Here is a 23,045-nt window from a genome sequence, read left to right as displayed (position 1 = left end):
ATGCCCGCACGCAGTGGTTCAGCGCCTGGCGGTCATCAAAATCCAGCCGTCTTCACTGTCGGCCACGTCCAGCGCAAGCCACGGCGCGTAGGCCTCGCGCAGCTCCTGCGCCTGGCGCTCCAGTATTCCGGCAAGCACCAGCCAGCCATCCGTCGCCACATGGGCGCACAGCAGCGGCGCCAGCACCTTCAGCGGTGTGGCGAGGATGTTGGCCAGCACCGTCTGGTACACGCCCTGCGCCTGGTCCGGCAACCCGGCCTTGAGCACCACGGCATTGGCATCGGCATTGGCCAGCGTGGCCTCGACCGCGGCGGCGTCAATATCGACGGCATCGATATCCAGAGCACCGAACTTGGCCGCGCCTATCGCCAGGATGCCCGAGCCGCAGCCGTAGTCGAGCACTCGACCCAGCGCCGCCTGCTGCGCGCGCTGCGCAATCCAGCGCAGGCACATGCGCGTGGTGGGGTGCGTTCCGGTGCCAAACGCCAGGCCCGGATCCAGACGGATGCTGGTGCGCGCCGCCTTGGGCGGCTCATGCCAGCTCGGAACGATCCAGAAATCCGGCGTGATTTCGACCGGGCTGAACTGCGATTGCGTCAGGCGCACCCAATCCTGATCGGGCAGAGCGCTTACGCCCGCGACGCTGCAGCCCGCAAAAAAATCCTGCAATGGCAACAGTCGTGCCGCTTCATCGGCCGCAGATCGACTGGAAAACAGCGCACTGATGCGGCTGCGCTGCCAGCCAGGCTGCGGCGACGGCATGCCGGGCTCGCCGAACAGCGGCCGCTCATGCTCGGTCAGCGCATCGGCATCCTCCACCGAAACACTCAGCGCGTCGAGCGCGTCCAGAGCCTCGCTCAGCGGCTCGACACACTCCTCGGGACACAACAGGCGCAGCTCGAACAGGCTCACGACGGATTCAGCGCTTGCGCGCCGCCAGCCATTCTTCCAGGTAATGGATGTTGGTGCCGCCAGCGACAAAGCGCGCATCCACCATCAGCTCGCTGTGCAGCGGGACATTGGTGGAGATGCCCTCCACCACCGTCTCGCGCAGTGCCGTGCGCATGCGCGCCAGTGCCTGTTCGCGCGTGTCGCCGTGCACGATGATCTTGCCTATCATCGAATCGTAGTTGGGCGGCACGAAGTAGTTGGTGTAGATGTGCGAATCCACGCGCACGCCTGGTCCGCCGGGTGCATGCCATTTGGTGATGCGACCCGGCGACGGGATGAACTTGTACGGGTCCTCGGCATTGATGCGGCACTCAATCGCATGGCCCTGCACCTGCACCTGTTTTTGCGAGAAGCCGAGTTTTTCGCCCGCCGCCACCATGATCTGCCAGCGCACGATGTCCACACCAGTGATCCATTCGGTCACCGGGTGCTCAACCTGCACGCGCGTGTTCATCTCGATGAAATAGAACTCGCCGTTCTCGTACAGAAACTCGAAGGTGCCGGCGCCGCGGTAGCCGATCTTCTTGCAGGCGGTGACACAGCGCTCGCCGATCTTCTCGATCAGCTTGCGCGGGATGCCCATGGCGGGCGCCTCTTCGATGACTTTCTGGTGGCGCCGCTGCATCGAGCAGTCGCGCTCGGCCAGGTAGACCCCGTTCTTGTGCTTGTCGGCCAGGACCTGGATTTCGATGTGGCGCGGGTTCTGCAGGAATTTTTCCATGTAGACGGCAGCGTTGCCGAAAGCCGCCTCGGCCTCGGCCTTGGTCAGCTGCACCGCGTTCACCAGCGCCGCCTCGGTGTGCACCTCGCGCATGCCGCGCCCGCCGCCGCCTCCTGCCGCCTTGATGATGACCGGGTAGCCAATGCTCTTGGCGATCTTGCGCCACTGCGCCGGATCGTCGGGCAGCTCGCCGTCGGAACCGGGCACGCAAGGCACGCCAGCCTTGATCATGGCGCGCTTGGCCGAGACCTTGTCGCCCATGGTGCGGATGTTCTCGGGCGTCGGGCCGATGAACTGGAAGCCGCTTTGCTCCACGCGCTCGGCAAAGTCGGCGTTCTCGGACAGGAAGCCGTAGCCCGGGTGAATCGCCTCGGCGTCCGTCACTTCCGCCGCCGAGATGATGGCCGGCATGTTGAGGTAGGACTGCGCCGAGGGCGCCGGACCTATGCACACGGCCTCATCGGCAAGCTTGATGTACTTGGCGTCGCGGTCGGCCTCGGAATAGACCATCACGGCCTTGACACCGAGCTCGGCGCAGGCACGCTGGATACGCAGGGCGATTTCGCCGCGATTGGCGACCAGGATTTTTTTAAACATGGGTGCCCTCGCGGCTCATCGCCCGCGCGCTGGCGCGCGCCAGTGCAATTTGCTTCGCCTTGCCCACGGCAAGAACGCCGCGATTGGCGACCAGGATTTTTTTAAACATAGGTGCTCTCGCAGCTCATCGCCCGCGCCAGTGCAATTTGCTTCGCCTTGCCTGCGGCAAGAACGCCCCGGTTGGCAACCAGAATTTTCTTGAACATGATGTTCTCGCGGTTAGTGGGCTCGCCCCCCGCTCACGCAGAGGCCGCGAACATCATTCAATGACGAACAGTGCCTGACCGTATTCGACGGCCTGGCCGTTTTCCGCCAGCACGCGGGTAATGGTGCCGCTGTGATCGGCCTCGATCTCGTTGAGAATCTTCATCGCTTCGATGATGCAGATCACGTCGCCTTCCTTGACCTGGCTGCCCACTTCGATGAACGGCGTGCCGCCCGGGCTGGAAGAGCGGTAGAAGGTGCCCACCATCGGCGACTTGATGATGTTGCCCTCGGGTGCCTCAGGCGCCGGCGCGGGTACCGGGGCGGCCGCTGCCACGACGGGGGCCGCGACGGCGGCCGGCGGCACTGCCAGCACAGGCTGCATACCTGCCTGCTGCATCGGAACAGCACCGGCGCTGCCGCCCTTGACGATACGGACCTTGCCCTCTGCCTCAGTGATCTCGAGTTCGGACACATTCGACTCGGACACCAGGTCGATCAGGGTCTTGAGTTTTCGCAGATCCATAAAAATTCCAAAAAGAAGCCATAAGACGCTAATTTACAGCAATTGACGCGCAATTGCGAAAATCAGGCTTTGATTTAGAGTGGACAGCCTAGCGCAGGCGCCTAGAGTGAGTCGCGCCACTGCTGCAGGTCAGCAGAAGAAAGTTCGCCGATTTTACGCTGGGCAATCGCGCCATTGACCGCAAAAAGCACCGAGAACGGCAAGCCGCCATTGGGGTTGCCCAAACCGCGCACCAGCGTCAGACCGGAGACGCCGCCCAACGCCACCGGGAAAGCCAAGGGCGCGCGCTGCAAAAATTTCCGTACGCTGGCCAGCTGGTCGATCGCCAGGCCCAGTACCTGCCAGCCGCCCGCCTTGTGCGCCTCATGGAAAGCGTTGAGCCGCGGCAACTCCTGCACACAGGGCGGGCACCAAGTGGCCCAGAAATTGAGCAACAGCGGACGGCCCCGAAATGCCGCCATGCTGACCGCAGCGCCATCCAGCCCTTCGAATTCAGAGGCCCAGAACTGGTCCACCGCCTGCGCATCGGCGCTGCGCGGACTGAAACGCCACCACGCCAAGCCTGCGCCAGCCGCCGCCGCAGCGCCGGCCACCCCGAGCGTCAGCCAGCAGCGGCGCGATCCGCCTGCCGCAGTGTCAAAACCCGCCAAGGGTTGCGCAGTTTGATCCGTCATCATCCAAGCGTACCAGAGCCGCCCGCGTCCAGCAGTTTTTGCACCGCGGCCATATCCCCGCGCGGCGCACGCCCGCGCGGATCGCTGCGCAAGGCGCCGCGCAGATCATCCAGGTCGTAGACCTGCAGCTGCACCACGACCTCCTGCGCCAACGCCGCGCTGCCCACCAGCACGGCCAGGCTCTCCACTGGTTCGCCATGCAGTCCCACGCTGGTGTGCGGCTCGTAGCGCACCTGCTGGTTGAGCAGCGCAATCTCCGCCGATTTCGAGTCATCGCAAAACAGCGCAATCACCACGTCGCTGCGTCGCGTGGCCGTGCCCCACCAGACCGCGCCGCCCAGGTAGGGGCGAAACTCCTGCATGCGCCGCATCCACTCCAGCGCCAGCTGGCGCAGCGCCTGCAGCTCGCCCGGCTGGGTATCGGCATGAAACAGCGCAATGTGCGCACGCACCGCATCTTCCATTTGCAGCTGGTCTGGCAACGCAGTGCGCGCAGGAAGCCCCAGCTCGCGCACGGCGCGCCGCTTGGCGCTGCCCCAGTCAAAGCCTTCATCCACCGCAAGGCGGGCGGCGGCTTGGAGCAATTCTTCGGAAACAGGGCTGGGCATGGAGTGCAGGTGATGGATGCCACAAGAATACCGCCGGTGCGCAGCAGGGCGATGCGCAGCGTGCTGGAAACTTTATTTTGATAGCTGTCAGCGCTTCACGGCAAAGCGCTGGAGGCCATTTTGACTCAAATATCCATGCAAGGAGCAGCCTCTTAGAATCGCCGGATGCACATACACATCCTCGGCATCTGCGGAACCTTCATGGGCGGGCTGGCCGCGCTTGCTCGCGAGGCCGGGCACAAGGTCACCGGCTGCGACGCCGGCGTCTACCCACCCATGAGCGAGCAGCTGCGCGCGCTCGGCATAGACCTCATCGAAGGCTATGGCGCGGACCAGTTGGGCCTGAAGCCCGATCTGTTCGTGATCGGCAACGTGGTCAGCCGCGTGCACCTGGCCGATGGCAGGCCCAAATTCTCGCTGATGGAAGCGATTCTGGACGCCGGCCAACCCTACACCAGCGGACCACAGTGGCTGAGCCAACATGTGTTGCAGGGACGCCATGTGCTGGCCGTGGCGGGCACGCATGGCAAGACCACCACCACATCGATGCTCGCGTGGATACTGCAATCGTGCGGCCTCACGCCCGGCTTTCTCGTGGGCGGCGTGCCGCTGAACTTCGGCGTCTCGGCGCGGCTCGGGCAGCAGGCGAATGCCCAGGCGCGACCGCTGTTCGTCATCGAGGCCGACGAGTACGACACCGCATTCTTCGACAAGCGCAGCAAGTTCGTGCACTACCGCCCGCGCACCGCGGTGCTGAACAACCTGGAATTCGACCACGCCGACATTTTCCCGGACCTGGCCGCGATCGAGCGCCAGTTCCACCACCTGGTGCGCACCGTGCCGCAATCCGGGCGCATCGTGGTGAACCGCACTGCTGAAGCCTTGATGCGCGTGCTCGGGCAAGGCGTGTGGAGCGAAGTGGTGGACTTTGGCGACGCGAGCAGCGATCTGGCCGCACGCGGCGCGCCGCATGACTTTGAAGTGCTGCTGCGCGGCCAGCGCGCGGCGCAACTGCGCTGGGAATTGACGGGCGTGCACAACCAGATGAACGCGCTGGCGGCGATTGCGGCGGCCGAGCACGTGGGCATCGCGCCCGCGCAGGCGGCCGAGGCGCTCGCCAGTTTTCAGAACGTGCGCCGCCGCATGGAGCTGCGCGGCACGGCGGCGGGCGTGGCGGTGTACGACGATTTTGCCCACCACCCGACGGCGATCCGCACCACGCTGGACGGCCTGCGCCAGCGCGTGGGGCCGGGCACGCGCATCCTCGCGGCGTTCGAACCGCGCAGCAACACCATGAAGCTGGGCACCATGGCCGCCCAATTGCCGTGGGCGCTGGAATCGGCCGACCTGGCGTTCTGCTACACCCAGGGACTGGACTGGAACGCCGCCCAAGCGCTCGCCCCCATGGGCGCGCGGGCACACACCGGGGCCGATCTGGCCGCGTTCGTCGCCGAGGTAGTGCAGTGCGCCCGGCCAGGCGACCAGATCGTGTGCATGAGCAATGGCAGTTTTGGCGGCATCCACGACATGCTGCTCAAGGCATTGAAAGACAAGTCGGCCTGACTACACTCGCCTGACTCCCCCGCGCCGCCAATCAGCGATCACCTCCCGGTTTCACACAACACCCTACCGAGCCATGCCCATTTACCGTTGCAACCACTGTGGCCTGATCTCTGAAGAAACCGCCGCCACTCCCGGCTCCACCATGCCGTGCGCGCGCTGCGGCACCACGGCCACCGTCTTCGGCACGGTCTTCTATGTGGAAAAAGTGCTTGAGCGCTACTTCGTCGCAGTGCGCGAACTCAAGGCCTTGCAACAGGCGGAAGCCGACGCGCCGCAGGAGGCTACAGAAGCCGAAGCGGCCCGAGCTGAAGTCAGTGCACGGCAGGGCGTCGATCTGAACAACACGCAACTGCTCGCCACCGCGGAGCAGCACGCACCGCTGCAGCAATGGTTTGCCGCGCACCAGATCGAGGCCCGCTTCGACTATGGGGCGGTGGACACCAGCGGCTTCTTCGACGACGCCGCGCAGCTCATCGGCGACCAGCACGCGCTGTTTGGCAAGCTGGTCGAGCGCGTGCGCTGGGCCTACCGCAAGAGCCACAGCTGGGTCAACCTGGAGCTGGGTACGCTCGCGCAAAAGGACGCACAGGCCATCAACACCCTGTGCCGCCAGCTCTACAGCCACACCTTTTTTGCGCGCTACTACTACCAGAAGCCCGAGAAAATCGTGCGCCTGACCCTGCAAAGCGCGACCGCGGTGCGCCAGTTCTTCGATGGCGGGTGGCTGGAGTGGTACGCCTTCATGGCCGTGCTGCGGCAACTGCAGCAGACTCAAAAGACCTTTTCCGCCGCGCGCGGCGTCAAGGTGGTTTTCCCCAACGAAGATCTGCACGAGCTCGATGTGGTCTGCCTGCCCGCCGGGCAGGAGCCGATCTGCATCGAATGCAAATCGGGCGAATTCCGGCAGGACATCGACAAGTATGTGCGCCTGCGCAAGCGCCTCAAACTCGACAAGAGCCGCTTCATCCTCTGCGCCGCCGACCTGACCGATGAACAGGCGGCGGGACTTTCGGCGATATACGACCTGAGCTTCGTCAACCTGCAAAGCCTCGCGCCGCATTTGCAGCGTGTGCTGGCCTGCCAGTGACGCTCAGGGAGTCGGCGGCTTGAAGCGCCGGCGCACCGGAAACAGCTCCCAGCCAAGCTTGCGCTGCCACAAGCCCCACAGGCCATGCTCGAAGAACAGCATGACCACCATGGTCAGCAGACCCAGCGTGATCAGGTACAGGCTGCCCAGATCCGCCAGCCATTCACGCAGCAGGAAGTAGGCAATGGTGCCGATGATCGGGCCCTCGAGCGTGCCTATGCCGCCGATCACCACGATGAAGAACATGGTCGTCGTCCAGTCGATGGAAAACGCCGCATCGGGCGCCACGCGCAGCTTGGTGATGAAGAGCAGCGCGCCCGTCATCGCGCAGCCGGCGGCGGCTGCCACCCACACGGCCCACTTGATCCGGGCGACGCGCACGCCCAGGCTGCGCGAGGCACGCTCGGAATCGCGCACCGCCACCAGCGCCAGGCCCCAGCGCGAGCGCAGCAACAGATAGACCGCCAGCGTCGCGCCCGCACCCAGAATCAGCGCCGACCACAGCGTGAGACTGGCACGCGTTTCTATCCCCATGCCCATCACCGTCTTGGCCACGCTGGTGCCCGACCCGCCGCTGACGAATGGCAGATTGGCGATCACGAGGCGAAACACCTCCGCCACCACCCAGGTGCCGATCGCGAAATGCGCACCACTCAGACGAAACACCAGCGGCGCCACCAGCGCCGCGGCGACAGCACCCACCACACCCGCCAGCGGGATCACGAGAAAGGCGTTGATGCCCATGTGCAAGCCGAACACCACCAGCGCATAGGCGCCCAGCCCGACAAAGCCCTGCTGCCCCACCGACAGCAGGCCGCCGTAGCCCGCGAGCAGATTCCACATCTGCGCCAGCGCCAGCATGGCAAGCATTTCCACCGCCAGATAGATGGTGGAGCGCTCGGCCCACCACGGCATGCTGGCGATCGCCACCACGGCCAGGATGCTGACGACGGCGGTGATGCGGGCTGGCAAATCGGCTTTCATCGTTTACCGGTCCCTGGTGGTGGGGAACAGCCCCTGCGGCCGCACCCAAAGAATCGCGAGAAACGCGAGGTGCCCGGCCAGGGTGCCCCAGCCCGGATCCAGCCGTGCGCCTATGGCCTGCGCCACGCCCAACACCACTCCGCCGGCGACCGTGCCCCAGAGCGAGCCCAGGCCACCGATGATCACTGCCTCGAAGGCGTAAATCAGGCGGATCGGCCCGTCACTCGGGCTCACGGTGGTGCGCATCACCAGAAACGCCCCGGCCAGCGCCACCATCGCGCTGCCGAAGACCATCGCCAGCGCGTAGACATGCTTGCGGTCCACGCCCATCAGCGAGGCGGTATCCGCATCGTCGGAGGTGGCGCGAAACGCCCGTCCCATGCGCGTGCGGGCAAACAGCCATTGCAATGCCGCAATCGAGACCAACCCGACCAGCATCACCACCAGTGGCAGCACGCCGACGTTGATCTGTGCGCCCAAATCCCAGGTGGCGGTCTTCATCGGACCGACGTTCACGCTGCGCACATCGGCCGAGAACGCCGCCTGCAGGCTCTCGCGAATCACGATGGAGAGGCCGAAGGTCAGCAACAGCGGGCGCAGCAGGTCACTGCCCAGCGTGCGGTTGAACACCAGGCGCTGCGCCGCATAGCCCATGACCGAGAGCACCAGCGTCACCAGCACCACCGTAAGCACCATGGGTAGCTTCAGATACGAGGCACCGACGATGGTGGCGTAGCTGGCGAAGATGATCATGTCGCCATGGGCGATGTTGATCATGCGCATCACGCCAAAGCTGATCGACAGGCCCGCCGCGAACAGCGCGTACAAGCCGCCCAGCAGCACCCCTTGCACGATGATGTTGATCCAGTCGGCCAGCATCAGTGCGCCCTCTCCATCGCCACGCCAAAGTAGGCTTGGGCGATCTGCTCGCGCCCGATCTCGGCGGGTTTGCCTTCCAGCACCACGCGGCCTTCGCGCATGCAGACCACGCGCTGCGCCACCCGCAGTGCCTGGCTGATGTCCTGCTCGACCACGATGACCGACATGCCATGTGCGCAGATGGTCGGCAGCGCGTTGTAGATATCCTTGACCACCACCGGCGCCAGGCCGAGCGAGAGCTCGTCGCACAGCAACAGACGCGGATTGCTCATCAGCGCCCGGCCGAGCGCCACCATTTGTTGCTGCCCGCCCGAGAGCTCCGTGGCCGGACGGCGGCGAAACTCCTGCAGGATGGGGAACAGGCCGAACACCGCCTGCAGATTCCACGGCCCCTCGCGCCGCACGTAGGCGCCCATCAAGAGGTTCTCTTCCACGCTCAGGCTTGGAAAGAGGCGCCGGCCTTCGGGCACCAGCGCCAGGCCCCGGGCACAGATGCGGTGGGCGGCAAGCCCGGCCAGCGCGTGCCCGTCGAAGGACACACTGCCCGAGCGCACCGGCAAGGCGCCGGCCAATGCGCGCAGCAGCGTGGTCTTGCCTGCGCCATTGGCGCCGATGATCGCAAGCACCTCGCCCGCCTGCAAGTCCAGATCGATGCCATACAGCGCCTGGAAGTCGCCATAGCCCGCCGTCAGGGCGCGCACCTGCAGCACGTTCACGGCACGATCTCCTCGGCGGCATCGATGCCCATGTAAATCTCGCGCACCGCCGGGTCGGCCATCACGGCCTGCGGCTCGTCTTCGGTGACCTTGCGACCGAAATCCAGCGCCACCAGCCGGTCCACCACCGCCAGCAGCGCATGCACGATGTGCTCGATCCAGATGATGGTGACGCCCGCGGCGCGGATCGCGCGAATGGTGTCCAGCAACTCGCGCACTTCCTGATCGGTCAGGCCGCCGGCGATCTCGTCGAGCAGCAGCAGGCGCGGCCGGGTGGCGAGCGCACGCGCAAGCTCCAGGCGCTTGCGATCCAGCAGCGGCAGCGCGCCCGCGATGCGGTCGGCCTTGGGCGCCAGGCCGGTCTGCTGCAGCACCTGCGCGACATGCGCTCGAGCGGCGCTCTCGCGCATGTCGGCGCCAAACACGGCGCCGACCAGCACGTTCTCGTAAACCGTGAGGCCGACGAAGGGGTGCGGCACCTGGTAGCTGCGCGCAATGCCGGCACGACAACGCTCCTGCGGCGGCAAATCGGTCACGTCACGCCCGGCGAAAACCACCTGGCCACTGTTGACAGGAACATCGCCCGCGATCAGGTTCATCAGCGTCGTCTTGCCCGCACCGTTGGGCCCGATCACGCCCAGCGCCTCGCCCTGCGTGACCTGCAGGCTCAGGCGGTCGACCACGCGCAGCGCACCAAAGCGCCGACTCACATCCCGCAAGTCAAGCAGCGGCACGGCCTGCGCCGCGCCGATGGTGGTCGACATCGACAATGCCTCAGGCGGGAATCGGCAGGAGCTTGGCACCCACCGGAATCATGCTCGCTTGGCTGTTTTCCACGATCAGCAGCTCAAAGCCATTGCCCTGCTTCTGCCACTGGCCGCCAACGAGCGGCGTCTTGCTGACGCTGGGCACCGGTCCCTTGGTGAAGTTCACATGACCGACGATGGTGTCCAGATCGGTGGCACGCAGTGCGTCACGCAAGGCCTTGGGGCCCTTGCCGCCAGCCTTCTTGAGCGCCGCAAAAGCCACTTCGAAGAGCGAATGCTTGAACCCGACAGGCATGGTCCAGGGCTTGCCCGTTGCCTTGGTATAGGCAGCCGCAAGATCCGCCGAACTCTGACCGGTGAGCGAACTCTTGAACGGGTGGTGCGGCGACCACCAGACTTCCACGGTCAACCCCTCGCTGCGCGGGCCAAACGCCGCAATCGCAGCCGGGAACTCGGTCGCCTTGGCGGCCGAGACGATCTTGGGCTTGAAACCCTGCTGCGCGCACTGCGCCCAGAAATTGCCGAAATCCGGCGGTGGCAGCACGCCGCCGACGATTTCCACGCCCGCCTTCTTGAACTCGGTGATGTAGTTGGTGAAATTGTCGTTCGGGCTCTGGTAGCGGCCCGGGTCAACCAGCTTCAGGCCTTTTTCCTTGCACATCAGCGGCAAGCCCATCTTGGGGTCGCCCCAGGCGTTGCCATCGGGGTCGTTGGGCAGCAACGCGCCGACCACGCGATTGGTCGGCAACAGCGTCCAGATGCTGCCGAACACCCCCATCACGTCTTCCAGACCCCAGAAGAAGTGGTTGGTCCACTCAAAACCTTTCTTGGGATCGCCACCACGGCCAAAGAAGTGGGGCTGCCACGGCGTGTCATTGGTGACACAGGGCATACCGTTGAGTTCGCACTGATCAGCCACAGGATTGGTGGTCTCCGGCGTGCAGCCGGAGATCACCATGTCGACCTTGTTCTTGAGGATGAGCTCGTTGGTCACCTCGGCGGCACGAGCGGCGCTGGACTGTGAATCCTTGTAGATCACCTCGACGCCATATTGCTTGCCATCGACGGTCAGGCCGCTGCCAACCAATTTTTTCATCGCCTCAAGCGTGAACGGGTCGGGCTCGGCGAACACCGACAACGGCCCGGTGGCTGGCGCCACATAGCCGATCTTGAAGGTCTGCGCCGCATGCACCCAGGGTGCAGGCAGCAGCGATGCGGCGGCAACGCCACCCATCGTGCCCAGGACTTTTCTGCGTGATCCATCAACCATGCTTGTCTCCTTGTGTAGTTATGGTCGTGAAATTGATTGTTGCATCAATTCGGGAGTGGCGGCAAGCTCAAACGAAGCGCAGCGAGACACTGCCCATGCCCTGCATGCGCAAACAAACGTGATCGCCCGCCTGCACCGCGACCGCCTCGGTTGCGCCGCCCGAAAGGATGAACGAGCCCGCGGGCAGCGTCTTGCCACGCCGCCCCAGGTGATTGACCAGCATCGCCACCGCCGCCGCCGGATGGCCCAGCACCGCTGCGCCGGCACCGAAAGCCACCGGCACACCGTTTTTCTCCAGTACCAGGCCGGTGGTGCGCAAATCAACACTGCGCGCATCGACCGCATGACCGCCGGCGACAAAACGCGAGGCCGAGGTGTTGTCGGCCACCACGCTCTTCAGGTCAAACTTGAAATCGCGGTAGCGGCTGTCGATCACCTCGATGCCGGGCAGCACGATGTCGCTCGCGGCCAGCACATGGGCAATGCTGCAACCGGGGCCACTCAGTTCGGTACGGGTGACGAAGCAGATTTCGGGCTCGACCTTGGGATGGATCAGATCGCTGACCTTCACCTCGCCGCCGTCGGCCACGGTGAACTCATCGACGAGAAAACCAAATACCGGGTCGGTCACGCCCATCTGCTTCATCTTGGCATGCGAGGTCAGACCTGCCTTGTAGCCCGCCATATGCGCGCCGCCCTTGAGCTTGGCGGCGAGGATGCGGTCCTGGATGGCGTAGGCATCGTCAAAATCCATCTCGGGATGGTCGTCGGTGATCTTGGGCGTATCGCGCGCCTCGCGCTGGCAGGCGTGCAGGTGCTTCGCGAGCTTGTCCAGAATCTTGCTGCTGAGTGCCATGAGCGTCCTTTCAGTTCAGGCGACCTTGAGGCCGCGTGCGCGCGCCAGCGTGAGCGCCGTGTCCTCAATCATGTCTTCCTGCCCGCCCACGCAGCCGCGCCGGCCCATTTCCACGAGGATTTCGCGCGCCGGCACGCCGTATTTTTTCTCTGCGCGCTTGGCAAACAGGAGGAAGGAGCCGTACACCCCTGCATAGCCCAGCGTGAGCGCGTCGCGGTCGATGCGGATGGGGAAATCCATCATCGGCACGATCAGGTCCTCGGCCACGTCCTGGATCTTGAACACGTCCACACCGGTCTCCACCCCCATCAGGTCAAGCACGGAGACGAGCACCTCCATCGGCGTGTTGCCTGCGCCCGCGCCCAGGCCTGCGCTGGCCGCGTCCACACGGTTGGCGCCCATCTCGATCGCAGTGATCGAATTGGCCACGCCCATGGCGAGGTTGTGGTGCGCATGAAAGCCCAGCTCGGTCTCGGGCTTGAGGGCTTCGCGTACCGCACCGAGTTTGGCGCGCACATCCTCGGGCAGCATGTGGCCGGCGGAGTCGGTGACATAGACGCAGTTGGCGCCATAGCTTTCCATGAGTTTGGCTTGCTTGACCAAACCCTCCGGGCTGTTCATGTGGCTCATCATCAGGAAGCCCACGGTGTCCATGCCGAGCTTGCGCGCCTGCGTGATGTGCTGCTCGGAGACATCGGCCTCGGTGCAGTGCGTGGCGACGCGGATGGTGTGCACACCCACCTCGTGCGCCATCTTCAGGTGCTCGACGGTGCCTATGCCCGGCAGCAGCAGCGCAGAGACCTTGGCGCGCTTCATCAGCGGGATCACCGCCTTCAGGTATTGCTCGTCGGTGTGCGCGGCAAAGCCGTAGTTGACCGAGTCGCCGCCCAGACCGTCGCCATGGGTGACCTCGATCAGCGGCATGCCGGCCGCGTCCAGCGCGGTGGCGATGCTCGTCATCTGCTCGATGCTGATCTGGTGCTGCTTGGGGTGCATGCCGTCGCGCAGCGCCATTTCATGCAGCGTGATTTTCTTGCCTTTGATGCTCATATCCAATTCCTTCCTTGTCTTCAACTTCTTCCCCCTCTGGGGGAAGGTTGGGATGGGGGCCTGCCCGATGCCTACGCTGGCGTCTACTTCATGGCTGCAAGCCCCCACCCCGGCCCTCCCCCAGAGGGGGAGGGAGAAATACGGGTCAGGCCGCGACGGGCTCCAGTTTGAGCCGCCCGGCGAGGATTTCTTCAGCAAACATCTCCGCGGTGCGCGCGGCAGCCGCCGTCATGATGTCCAGGTTGCCCGAATACTTGGGCAGGTAATCGCCCAGGCCTTCGACCTCCAGGTACATGGAGACGCGCTTGCCGTCGAACACCGGGCCGTTGACCATGCGGTAGCCAGGCACGTATTTCTGCACCTCGGCCATCATGTCGGCGACGCTCTTCTTGATGGCGGCCTGATCGGGGTCGGTTTCGGTCAGCACATGCACGGTGTCGCGCATGATGAGCGGCGGCTCGGCCGGGTTGATGATGATGATGGCCTTGCCCTTCCTGGCGCCGCCCACCTTCTCGATCGCGCCGGCGGTGGTGCGGGTGAATTCGTCGATGTTCTTGCGCGTGCCCGGGCCGGCGGATTTGCTCGACACCGTGGCGACGATTTCAGCGTAGGGCACGCTTTGCACGCGGCTGACCGCCGCGACCATGGGAATCGTCGCCTGGCCGCCGCAGGTGACCATGTTGACGTTCATTTCGCGCTTGCCGACATGTTCCCTGAGGTTGACCGGCGGCACGCAGTAGGGGCCGATGGCGGCGGGCGTGAGGTCGACCATCATGGCGCCCTGCTCGGTGACCTTGCGCGAGTTCTCGGCGTGCACGTAGGCGCTGGTGGCGTCAAACACGATCTGCACGCCATCCTGGCGCATATGCGGGATCAGGCCATCGACGCCCTGGTCGGTGGTCTTGATGCCCATCTCGCGCGCACGCTTGAGACCGTCGGACGCGGGATCGATGCCCACCATCCACACCGGCTCCAGCACCGGGCTGCGCTTCAACTTCGCCAGCAGATCGGTACCGATGTTGCCGGGCCCGATCAGGGCGCATTTCACTTTCTTGCTCATCACTTCACTCCTTTGTTCCTTGCCAGCTCAGACGAAACGCACCGAGCAGCCACCAATGCCGCCTATGGTCACGCGCAGGTTGTCGCCGGTCTTGACCGGCACCATGGCGCCCAGCGAACCCGAGAGCACCACCTCGCCCGCCTCCAGCGCGGTGCCATGTGCGCCCAGCGTGTTGGCCAGCCACGCCACCGCATTGGCCGGGTGGCCCAGCGCCGCGGCGCCCGCGCCAGTGACGACGATCTCGCCGTTCTTCTCCAGCACCATGCCGCAGGTGGTGAGATCCACATCGCGCGGATCGACCAGACGGTCGCCGAGCACGAAGACGCCGCAACTGGCGTTGTCGGCCACCGTGTCCTGGATCTTGATCTTCCAATTCTCGATGCGCGAATCAACGATCTCGAAGCACGCCATCACCCCCTCGGTCGCGGCCAGCACATCAGCCACCGTCACACCCGGGCCCTTGAGGGTTTTCTTGAGCACGAAGGCGATCTCGCCCTCGGCCTTGGGCTGGATCAGGCGGTCCATGGGGATGGACTCGCCTTCGTTGTAGACCATGGCATCGGTAAGCCAGCCGAAATCGGGCTGGTACACGCCCAGCATGTCCATCACCGCCTTGCTGGTGACGCCGATCTTCTTGCCTATGACCTTCTCGCCGGCCGCCAGGCGCCGCGCCATCAGGTGCTGCTGGATGGCATAGGCATCGTCGATGGTGATTTCCGGATGCCGCGTGCTCAGGGGCGGCAGGACGGAGCAGGACGCGAGCGCCTCATGCAGTTCCACTCCGAGCCGCTTGCGCAGTGCCGAATTCATGGGTTTTTCCTTGTTCATTTGATTCACACAATCGGTTCAGGCCCTCAAAGGCAGGGGCTCATGGTTGCTCGCCTCTGCGCAGAAATCGCCTACCAGCCGCGCGAAGCGGGCGGCATGCTCGATCTGCGTCCAGTGCCCGCAGCGGCCATAGACATGCAGCTGCGCACGCGGTATCCATTCGGCCAGCCGGTAGGCGTTGCTCAAGGGCAGCACCTGGTCCTCGCGGCCGTGGATGACCAGCGTTTCGTGCGCAAGGCCGCGGATGTCCTGCTCGTCGCTCGCCAGCGCCTGCACCCAGCGCTGGCGCGGCGCGGGAAACATCGCGGCGAACGATTCCTGAAAACCGGGCCGTATGCTGGCCTCGTAGCGCAGCTGCGCCAGCTCGTTCGTTACCAGCGAGCGGTCATAGGCGAAGATATCGAGCAGGCCGCGCATGGCCGCGACAGAAGGCTCGTAGCCCCACACCGCATCCAGCCCCGGCGTGAGCTCGAACGACACCCCTGCACTGCCCATGAGCACGAGGCGGCGCACGCGCTCGGGATGGCGGATGGCAAGCGCCAGCGCCAGCCCGCCGCCAAAAGAATTACCCACGAGATCGGCGCGCGCAATGCCCAGCGCATCCAGCAGCCCCACGGCCTGGCGCACCCACGCATCCATGGTGTAGACGAAACCCGCCGGGCGCTCGCTGTAGCCAAAGCCCACCATGTCCGGCGCGATCACGCGGGCGCGGCGCGCCAGCTCCGGCATCACGCCGCGCCAGTTCGCCCAGGCCGACACCCCGGGGCCCGAGCCGTGGATCAGCAGCATGGGCGCGCCGCTGCCGCTGTCGTGGTAATTGGTGCGGATGCCCGCAGCCTCGATACTGCGCCCCACTTCCGGATTCTGCTCAGCCGATACCGTCACATGGACTCCTCAAAAACAATAGCTGCCGGCGCTTTATGCATAAGCGCTGGGACATATTTTCATTACATTTTTACCATGACGTTGCGCAACTCGGTGTAAAACTCGAGCGAGTGCACGCCACCCTCGCGACCAATGCCCGATTGCTTGGAGCCGCCAAACGGTGTGCGCAGGTCGCGCAGGAACCAGCTGTTGATCCACGCCAGGCCCACTTCGATGTGCTGCGCCATGCGGTTGGCGCGACCAATGTCCTGCGTGAAGATGGAGGTGGCGAGACCGTAGCGGTTGGCATTCACCTTGGAAAGCACCTCGTCATCGCTGTCAAACGGCGCGATGTGGCAGCAGGGGCCGAAAATTTCCTCGGTGATCACGCTGGCGGTCTCAGGCAGGCCGGTCCAGATCGTGGGCTGCACCCAGCAGCCGTCCTTGAGGTCTGCGGGCATGTCGGGCACGCCGCCGCCGGTGACCACGGTGGCGCCCTCTTCGGCCGCCTTCTTGTAGTAGCCCAGCACCTTGGCCTGATGCTCCTTGCTAATCAGCGGACCGATCTTGGTCGCCGCGTCAAACGGACGTCCGGGCGTCATGGTCTCGGCCTTGTGCTTGAGCGCGGCAACGAATTTGTCGAAGATCGGGCGCTCAACGTACACGCGTTCGGTGCCCAGGCAGACCTGGCCGGCGTTTTCGAAGCACGAGCGCGTGACGGTATCCACCGCGGTTTCGAAGTCGCAATCGGCAAACACCACGGCGGCATTCTTGCCACCCAGCTCCAGCGACACCGGGCGGATGCCCTCGGCCGCTGCCTGCATGATGGCGGTGCCGGTGCGCGTCTCGCCGGTGAAGGTGATGCCGTTCACATCCGGGTGGCGAGTGAGGAATTCACCCGCCGAATCCGGACCGAAGCCGTGCACCACGTTGTACACGCCCGCGGGCATGCCGACCGCGTTCATCACCTCGCCCAGCAGCGCTGCGGTGGCCGGGGTTTCTTCCGACGGCTTGACGACCACGGTGTTGCCGCAGGCCAGCGCCGGACCCACCTTCCAGGTCATCAGCAGCAGCGGCAGGTTCCACGGGCAGACCACGGCGATCACGCCGCGCGGCGTGCGCACGCCGTAGCTGAGCGCCGTCTTGCCGTCGTGCGTGCGCATGGTGAACGACTCGGTCGAGACGCTCTTGATGGTGTCGATGAAGACCTGGAAATTGGCCGCGCCGCGCGGGATATCCACATGCGACGCGAGGTGGCTGGGCTTGCCGGTGTCAAGAATTTCAGCCTGCAGGAAATCGTCGAAGCGCTGGTTGATGCCCAGGGCCAGCGCATCCAGCAGCTTGCAGCGTTCGACCACCGACATGCGGCCCCAGTCGCCCTTGAGCGCGGCCTTGGCGGCGGCGACGGCGGCATCCACCTCGGGTTTGCCGGCCTCATGGACCCTGCCGATGACCTCGCCGTTGACCGGATTGATGTCGGGAAAGGTCTTGCCGCTGGTGTTGCTGACGTATTTGCCGTTGATGAAGTTGAGGATGTCTTTCATGCTTGCTCTCTGTGGTTCATGCCTGCAGGCCCAGGGCAATCAGGCCTGCCCGGGCAATGTCTTCGTCCTGCGTCTCGCTGCCGCCCGAAACGCCGATGCCGCCGATGCGCGCGCTGCCCTCCATGATGGGCAAGCCGCCGCCAAACGCGACGAAGCGCGGGCGCAGCACCAAGCCCTGGCGCACGGCTTCGGAGTGGCCTGCCAGCGCCTCGGTCCAGCGGCTCGTCGGCAGGCCGAAGCTGGCGGCGGTGTAGGCCTTGTCGCTGGCGATGTCGACCGAGTGCAGCGGCGCGCCCGCCATGCGGGCAAAGCCCACCGGCAGACCGGCGGCATCGACGACGGCCACGTTCACAGGCACGCCCAAACCAGCGGCGTGCGCCACCGCGGCCTGCACCGCGCGCAGCGCCGCGGGGGCGTCGATCACCGGCTGCGCTGCGCTCAGAGGCGCGCCGGCATCGGAAAGAGAAGGCTGTTGCATGCCTCGAAAATTCCTGAAAGAAAACAAAAACAATCCCCCCGGCAGGCTCGGGCCCGCCGGGGGAGCGCGGGTGCCTCCAGCAGCAGATCAGGTGTAGACGTCGGTGAAGGACGGCACGAGATCGCCCGTGTGATAGAAGATGCCGCTGCCCAGCTTGTCCTCGCTCCAGGTGGTCACCGGCCTGTCGCGCTGGGCCAGGTAGCCCAGACCGGCGAAGGTCTCGTTGCGGTTGCCGCTGGGGTCGAAGAAGTAGATGGTCTCGCCGCGCGTGATGCCGTGGCGCGTGGGCGCGACGTCGATGCGTACCTTGTTCTTGGCCATGATGTCGGCGGCCTTGAGCACGTCGTGCCAAGAATCAAGGAAGTAGGCGATGTGGTGCAGGCCGCTGCGCGGACCGCCGACGAAAGCGATGTCGTGCGGCGTGGTGGTGGTCGCCATCCAGGTCGCTGCCTGGATGTTGGCCTCGGGGCCCACCAGCACCTGCTCGGTCAGGAAGAAGTTCAGGCACTCCGTCATGAAACGCGTGTTCTCCGCGACGGTGTTGATGCCCGCCTCGGGGTTCATCTCGCACATCAGCAGGCAGTGGTCAAGCCAGTGCGCGCCGGCGCCGCGCACGCCATCGGGCCAGGGATCGGGGTTCAGCGAGCCGACGTCGGTGCCGACGAACTCCTTGTGCGCGTACAGCCGGAACTCGTGACCGCTGGGCAGGTTGAACTGCAGCATGCGGCCGACCGAGGGCAGCGCGCCCTCGTCGAGCATGGTGGTCTTGACGCCCCAGGCCTCTATGGTTTTCTGCAGCGCGTCCAGGTCGGCATCCTTTTCGACCTTGTAGGCCACGTGGTTCAGCCCGGCCTGATCGCTGGGCGTGAGGATGAGCGAAAACTTGTCCCACTCGTCCCAGCACTTGAGGTAGACGTTGCCGGCCTTGTCGGTCATCATGTTCTTCAGGCCGAGCACCTTCTCGTAGTGATTCAAGGCGGCTGCCATGTCCATCACCTTGAGGCTTGCGTGGCCAATGCGTAATACACCCATGTCATATCTCCTGAGTTGGGTTGGTTGGGGAAACGGAATCGGTGGCGCGCGCGGGCGCCGCACTGGGGGAAGGTCGGGAAAACGGCTTGGCGAGCTTGCCGCAGATATCCAGGCTCACCGGCGCGGTGGGAGCGACACGGCAGGCCAGGGTGTAGCCCTGCGCCTCCTCGTCCACGCTGACATGCGCCCGGCTGATCGGTCCGAGCGGTTTGACGCTGCCTTCGAGCACGCGCACCTTGCACACGCCGCAGCCGCCATTGACGCAGCCCACCGGTATGCCCTTGCGCCCCAGGCGCAGCATGCCGCGCAGCAGGCTCTCGTCCGTGGCGCAGGCGAAGCTTTCGCCGGTCTGCGTGACATGGACTTCGTGGGTGGGGCGCGGGGTCATCCACATGCGGTTTCTGCCTTGGCGTTCGTAGTCTCAAACACGTTTGAACAGCGGGCTGCGGGCCTGCCCGGCGTCGGCTGCGGAGAGGAACTTCTCGGTATAGATGTCACGCTCGAACAACCGACCCTGCATCAGCGTACCGATGCAGGCCTCGATCATCACCGGCGGACCGCAGAGGTAGGCCTTGTGCCCGACAAAACCACCTTCGCAGTGTGCCTTGGCGACATCATGCACGAAACCGCGCGCACCGTCCCAGTCACTGCCCTCGGGCTCGTCGGACAGCGCGGGCACATAAGTGAAATGCGGGTGCCGTGCGGCCAGCGCGCGGAATTCCGCGTCGTAGTACAGCTCCTCGCGCGTGCGCTGCCCGTAGATCAGCGTGATCGGTTCGGTGCAGCCGCTGGCCAGCATCTGGTGGATCATCGAGCGCGGGCTCGACAGGCCTGAGCCGCCGGCGAGAAACAGCATGGGCTGCCGCGCCGAGCGGCGCACGAAGAAGCGCCCGTAGGGCCCGGCCAGGCGTAGCCGAGCGCCCTCCTCAAGCTGCTCGTGCAGCCAGGCCGTGCCCTTGCCGCCGCGCACCTGGCGCACATTGAGTTCGATCTGCGTGCTGTCGCCGTTCGCGTCGGGCGCATTGGCGATCGAGAACGCCCGGCTCTCGCCCAGGCCCGGGATTTCAAGCTGCACGTACTGGCCCGCCTGGAAGTGGATGGGTTTGTCCAGTTGCAGGTGCAGCGCCTTGATCGTGGGCGTGAGCCGCTCGATGCGCAGCACCGTCGCGGCAAAGTCGCGTACCGGGATGACCTCGGCGTCGGGCTCTTCCTCGATATCGGCTTCGATGGTCACGTCGGACTGCAGCGTGCAGCAACAGGCCAGCGTCTTGCCATCGGCGCGCTCGCCCTCCATCAACGCAAACGGGTTGGCGTTGCCCTGATCAACCTCGCCATCCAGCACCTGCACCTTGCAAGTGCCGCAAAGACCGTGGCAACAGGCGTGGGGCAGGTAAATACCCTGGCGCAGCGCGGCATCGAGGATGGTTTGCCCCTCCTCGACTTCAATTTCAGCGCCCAGCGGTTCGATGGTCAATGCGTAGCTCATGGTGTCTCTGGGGCACTGCATCCAGGCGGATGCAGTGCCGTCATGCTTCAGGAAAAAGAGCCGGCGACACCCGTCAGGCCTGGTGTGCGGAAGCGGATCACGTCCTTGTGCTTCAGACCGTTTTCCGCCAGCGACTTGGCCGGGTCGGGCGACCAGGGCTCGCCCGATTTGAACCACTCAGCCTTGCTCCAGTCGATCTTGGCGAAATCCGGGTGGTAGCCGAAGATATCCGGCAGCACCGCCTGCGAGAGCGCCCCGAACAACGTGTCCGACGGCAGGGGCAAGGCAACAGGTGCCGCAAACAACAGATGGTCTTCCCAGCCGATAAACAGCAACGGCGCCGGAAAGTTTTCGCGCGCGTCTCGTGCCGGGAACTTGTAGGGTTTGAGGGCAACAACGCTCATTTGGCTTCTCCTTGCAAGACCTCTCCACGCCAGGCAGCAAAGTTCTTTTGGTCTTCCGACCCCTCGAAATCGAAGTTGTCCCGGCCTACATTCAGGTTGTAGTAGTCGAGCAAGGCCATCAAGGGATCGAAACCTTCCTTGGTCGGATCGGCATCCGGCTTGAAACAGTTTCCTTGATACACTTGCTGCGGCGGAAGCCATGACTGCACGAACTTCTCGGGTTCGTTGTCAAAAATCTCCTTGCAGTGGTCGCTGCAGAAGTGATACTTGTCGCCGAGGTAGTCCGACTCGCGATAGCAGATCTTGGTTGCGTCGCCAGGCTCGGTGAATATCATCGGAATCTGGCAGGTAGTGCAGAGCATCGGCAGCGTCTTGTTGTAGAAACGGTTGCCCTTGGCGGCCTGCTCGCGCCAGTAGTCCCAACGCGGACGGTAATACTTGTCGAACGTCTCGGGGTACTTCTCCGACAGCCACCCCATTTCTTCTTCTGTGGGAACCCAGGTGTGGATGGGGGCCGCGGCGTTATAGTTATAGAACACGGCGAAGGTCTGATGGCTGATGTGGTCCTTGCCTTCGCAAGCCTGGTCCCAGCCCTTGGGCTTGCGGATGCCGTAACGCGCCAGATCCTTGAACAGCGCGCCGCCGTTCTGCTCGACGTACATCTCCCAGCTCTCGCGCCAGCTCATCACCCGGTTGGGCAGCATGTAGTCCTGCATCATGGCCACGATGCTCAACAGCCGATAGCCGCGCCAGAACCACTTGTCGATCCAGCGCTGCACGATGGGCACGTTGTCCGGATCCTGTTCCAGCATGAACTTGATGCATTCGATGCCGAGTGTCATGTGGCGCGATTCGTCACTTTGCGCCGAAAAACCGAAGGTGACCGTCGACATGTCCCCGTTGTAAGCAGCACCCGACATGAAGGGGACAAACAGCAGGTTGGTCAACACATATTCGAACGAAAAGCTCACCGCGGTAAGAAACTCGAACGGTCCACCGGTGGCCGCGTCTTCAAAAAATGACTTGGGCACCGACAAATACCAGACCCGGTCGTACCAGTGCGCCGCGTGGTGCATGCCGTTGAAGTACTTGTTGTACTGGCTCAGTGCATGCGTTTCGGTCTGGAAGTGGCGCAATTCGTCGATCGACTGCATCTGCGCCGCCACGCGCGCACCGGCGCCGGTGAAGTGCCGGCCCACGTGGGCAAAACCTCGGTGTGCCATATACTCCAGCGGTGTCACACCCTGGATAAACACCTTGAGTGCGTTGACATAGCGCGCGTCGGAAATGCTCAACTGCCCGTTGTTCTGCGCGAAGGCCTCGATCACGGCGTAGAGCTTTTTCTCCTTTTCGCCCTGGTACTTCCAGTAGGCGTCCATCGTCAGGCGGAAGGGGTCTTCCCACTTGTCCCAATCGTGGATCTTGATGCCTTCGTACTTGTCGTACGGGAAGACCTTGTCCATCGGCTGGTAGGTGGTGTCCCAGTGCAGATCGCGCGTCATCGCGCGATAGCGGTCCTTGAGGCTGAGTTTCTTCTTGACTACGGGTGCGTCCATGGTGGCGTCTCCTTCAATGGTTGGTTTGTGGTGTGCGCTGCGCTCAGTCGCGCCAGCTCAGCGAAAACTCATCGTCGTCTTCTTCAATATGGCCCGACAGCGTCACCAGATTGATGTGGATCTGCTGCAGATCGAAGCGGCGGCCGGTTTGCTCCTCGATGGTCTCGCGGCGGATCACGAGGTGCCGCGGCGCGTCGATCTTCACGAGGCCGGGCGAGCGCTGAGCGCTGGCGTTGGGGTTGTCGAGCAGGATGGCATCGACCACCGGGCGGGCTTCCTCGTTGTCCTGGAAGGCGATGAAGACGCTGGATACGACGGGGGCATTCATGCTGCGCTCCTT

The 23,045-nt window shown here is 64.5% G+C and carries 25 protein-coding genes; 2 read left to right on the top strand and 23 right to left on the bottom strand.

Annotated features, from left to right (window positions below; all coding sequences use genetic code 11):
• Positions 1 to 18: 18 nt before the first annotated feature.
• The 5 genes from prmA to ABS45_RS03355 form a co-directional block, all read right to left on the bottom strand.
• Entirely contained in the window at positions 19 to 906 is an 888-nt protein-coding gene (gene prmA, locus ABS45_RS03375) for a 50S ribosomal protein L11 methyltransferase (RefSeq protein WP_291553177.1), read from the bottom strand.
• Between the two features lie 13 nt (positions 907 to 919).
• Positions 920 to 2,269, bottom strand: a complete 1,350-nt coding sequence (accC, locus tag ABS45_RS03370) for an acetyl-CoA carboxylase biotin carboxylase subunit (RefSeq protein ID WP_291552964.1) — start codon at positions 2,267 to 2,269, stop codon at positions 920 to 922.
• Between the two features lie 259 nt (positions 2,270 to 2,528).
• Positions 2,529 to 2,999, bottom strand: coding sequence for an acetyl-CoA carboxylase biotin carboxyl carrier protein (gene accB, locus ABS45_RS03365; RefSeq protein WP_291552961.1), 471 nt, complete (start codon positions 2,997 to 2,999; stop codon positions 2,529 to 2,531).
• Positions 3,000 to 3,100: 101 nt separating this feature from the next.
• Positions 3,101 to 3,673, bottom strand: a complete 573-nt coding sequence (locus ABS45_RS03360) for a TlpA disulfide reductase family protein (protein ID WP_291552959.1) — start codon at positions 3,671 to 3,673, stop codon at positions 3,101 to 3,103.
• The gene (locus ABS45_RS03355; RefSeq protein ID WP_291552958.1) at positions 3,673 to 4,281 is read right to left on the bottom strand and encodes a hypothetical protein; all 609 of its coding nucleotides are present in this window, start codon (positions 4,279 to 4,281) and stop codon (positions 3,673 to 3,675) included. The genes ABS45_RS03360 and ABS45_RS03355 overlap by 1 nt, the downstream gene beginning before the upstream one ends.
• Before the next feature lie 165 nt (positions 4,282 to 4,446).
• On the opposite strand from ABS45_RS03355, the gene mpl reads away from it, so the two are divergent.
• Together mpl and ABS45_RS03345 are read left to right on the top strand one after the other, a co-directional pair.
• Positions 4,447 to 5,844 carry a UDP-N-acetylmuramate:L-alanyl-gamma-D-glutamyl-meso-diaminopimelate ligase gene (mpl, locus tag ABS45_RS03350; protein WP_291552957.1) on the top strand — a complete coding sequence of 466 codons (1,398 nt, stop codon included), beginning with the start codon at positions 4,447 to 4,449 and terminating at the stop codon, positions 5,842 to 5,844.
• A gap of 73 nt (positions 5,845 to 5,917) precedes the next feature.
• Positions 5,918 to 6,931 (top strand): hypothetical protein, encoded by a 1,014-nt coding sequence (locus ABS45_RS03345; RefSeq protein ID WP_291552956.1) that lies wholly within the window; start codon positions 5,918 to 5,920, stop codon positions 6,929 to 6,931.
• Positions 6,932 to 6,934: 3 nt separating this feature from the next.
• On the opposite strand, the gene ABS45_RS03340 is transcribed toward ABS45_RS03345, so the two are convergent.
• The 18 genes from ABS45_RS03340 to ABS45_RS03255 form a co-directional block, all read right to left on the bottom strand.
• Positions 6,935 to 7,915, bottom strand: coding sequence for a branched-chain amino acid ABC transporter permease (locus ABS45_RS03340; protein ID WP_291552955.1), 981 nt, complete (start codon positions 7,913 to 7,915; stop codon positions 6,935 to 6,937).
• A 3-nt stretch (positions 7,916 to 7,918) separates the two neighbouring features.
• Positions 7,919 to 8,794, bottom strand: a complete 876-nt coding sequence (locus ABS45_RS03335; protein WP_291552954.1) for a branched-chain amino acid ABC transporter permease — start codon at positions 8,792 to 8,794, stop codon at positions 7,919 to 7,921.
• Entirely contained in the window at positions 8,794 to 9,510 is a 717-nt protein-coding gene (locus ABS45_RS03330; RefSeq protein ID WP_291552951.1) for an ABC transporter ATP-binding protein, read from the bottom strand. The genes ABS45_RS03335 and ABS45_RS03330 overlap by 1 nt, the downstream gene beginning before the upstream one ends.
• Positions 9,507 to 10,274, bottom strand: a complete 768-nt coding sequence (locus ABS45_RS03325) for an ABC transporter ATP-binding protein (protein WP_291552949.1) — start codon at positions 10,272 to 10,274, stop codon at positions 9,507 to 9,509. The genes ABS45_RS03330 and ABS45_RS03325 overlap by 4 nt, the downstream gene beginning before the upstream one ends.
• Before the next feature lie 10 nt (positions 10,275 to 10,284).
• Positions 10,285 to 11,547 (bottom strand): ABC transporter substrate-binding protein, encoded by a 1,263-nt coding sequence (locus ABS45_RS03320; RefSeq protein ID WP_291552946.1) that lies wholly within the window; start codon positions 11,545 to 11,547, stop codon positions 10,285 to 10,287.
• 67 nt (positions 11,548 to 11,614) lie between these two features.
• Positions 11,615 to 12,403 (bottom strand): 2-oxo-3-hexenedioate decarboxylase, encoded by a 789-nt coding sequence (gene dmpH / locus ABS45_RS03315; RefSeq protein ID WP_291552944.1) that lies wholly within the window; start codon positions 12,401 to 12,403, stop codon positions 11,615 to 11,617.
• Between the two features lie 15 nt (positions 12,404 to 12,418).
• On the bottom strand, positions 12,419 to 13,453 hold the full coding sequence (dmpG, locus tag ABS45_RS03310; protein ID WP_291552942.1) for a 4-hydroxy-2-oxovalerate aldolase: 1,035 nt from the start codon (positions 13,451 to 13,453) through the stop codon (positions 12,419 to 12,421).
• 145 nt (positions 13,454 to 13,598) lie between these two features.
• On the bottom strand, positions 13,599 to 14,513 hold the full coding sequence (locus ABS45_RS03305) for an acetaldehyde dehydrogenase (acetylating) (protein WP_291552939.1): 915 nt from the start codon (positions 14,511 to 14,513) through the stop codon (positions 13,599 to 13,601).
• A 27-nt stretch (positions 14,514 to 14,540) separates the two neighbouring features.
• A complete protein-coding gene (gene dmpE, locus ABS45_RS03300; protein ID WP_024538551.1) occupies positions 14,541 to 15,323 on the bottom strand; it encodes a 2-oxopent-4-enoate hydratase in 783 nt (260 codons plus the stop codon).
• A 36-nt stretch (positions 15,324 to 15,359) separates the two neighbouring features.
• Positions 15,360 to 16,226 (bottom strand): alpha/beta fold hydrolase, encoded by an 867-nt coding sequence (locus tag ABS45_RS03295; protein ID WP_291552936.1) that lies wholly within the window; start codon positions 16,224 to 16,226, stop codon positions 15,360 to 15,362.
• A 62-nt stretch (positions 16,227 to 16,288) separates the two neighbouring features.
• Entirely contained in the window at positions 16,289 to 17,749 is a 1,461-nt protein-coding gene (locus ABS45_RS03290) for a 2-hydroxymuconic semialdehyde dehydrogenase (protein ID WP_024538553.1), read from the bottom strand.
• Positions 17,750 to 17,765: 16 nt separating this feature from the next.
• Positions 17,766 to 18,227, bottom strand: a complete 462-nt coding sequence (locus tag ABS45_RS03285) for a heme-binding protein (RefSeq protein ID WP_051384884.1) — start codon at positions 18,225 to 18,227, stop codon at positions 17,766 to 17,768.
• Between the two features lie 87 nt (positions 18,228 to 18,314).
• A complete protein-coding gene (locus ABS45_RS03280) occupies positions 18,315 to 19,259 on the bottom strand; it encodes a catechol 2,3-dioxygenase (RefSeq protein ID WP_291552931.1) in 945 nt (314 codons plus the stop codon).
• A gap of 1 nt (position 19,260) precedes the next feature.
• Positions 19,261 to 19,647, bottom strand: a complete 387-nt coding sequence (locus ABS45_RS03275; RefSeq protein ID WP_291552929.1) for a 2Fe-2S iron-sulfur cluster binding domain-containing protein — start codon at positions 19,645 to 19,647, stop codon at positions 19,261 to 19,263.
• A gap of 33 nt (positions 19,648 to 19,680) precedes the next feature.
• Positions 19,681 to 20,745 carry a 2Fe-2S iron-sulfur cluster binding domain-containing protein gene (locus ABS45_RS03270; RefSeq protein WP_291552927.1) on the bottom strand — a complete coding sequence of 355 codons (1,065 nt, stop codon included), beginning with the start codon at positions 20,743 to 20,745 and terminating at the stop codon, positions 19,681 to 19,683.
• 47 nt (positions 20,746 to 20,792) lie between these two features.
• The gene (locus ABS45_RS03265; RefSeq protein WP_291552925.1) at positions 20,793 to 21,149 is read right to left on the bottom strand and encodes a phenol hydroxylase subunit P4; all 357 of its coding nucleotides are present in this window, start codon (positions 21,147 to 21,149) and stop codon (positions 20,793 to 20,795) included.
• On the bottom strand, positions 21,146 to 22,705 hold the full coding sequence (locus ABS45_RS03260; RefSeq protein WP_291552923.1) for an aromatic/alkene/methane monooxygenase hydroxylase/oxygenase subunit alpha: 1,560 nt from the start codon (positions 22,703 to 22,705) through the stop codon (positions 21,146 to 21,148). Before ABS45_RS03260 ends, ABS45_RS03265 begins: the two co-directional genes overlap by 4 nt.
• Before the next feature lie 43 nt (positions 22,706 to 22,748).
• Entirely contained in the window at positions 22,749 to 23,033 is a 285-nt protein-coding gene (locus ABS45_RS03255; RefSeq protein WP_024538560.1) for an MmoB/DmpM family protein, read from the bottom strand.
• Positions 23,034 to 23,045 lie beyond the last annotated feature (12 nt).

This window comes from Comamonas sp. SCN 65-56 (genome assembly GCF_001724135.1).
GTDB lineage: Bacteria > Pseudomonadota > Gammaproteobacteria > Burkholderiales > Burkholderiaceae_C > Comamonas_C.
This window is presented reverse-complemented; position numbering and strand designations above follow the sequence as displayed.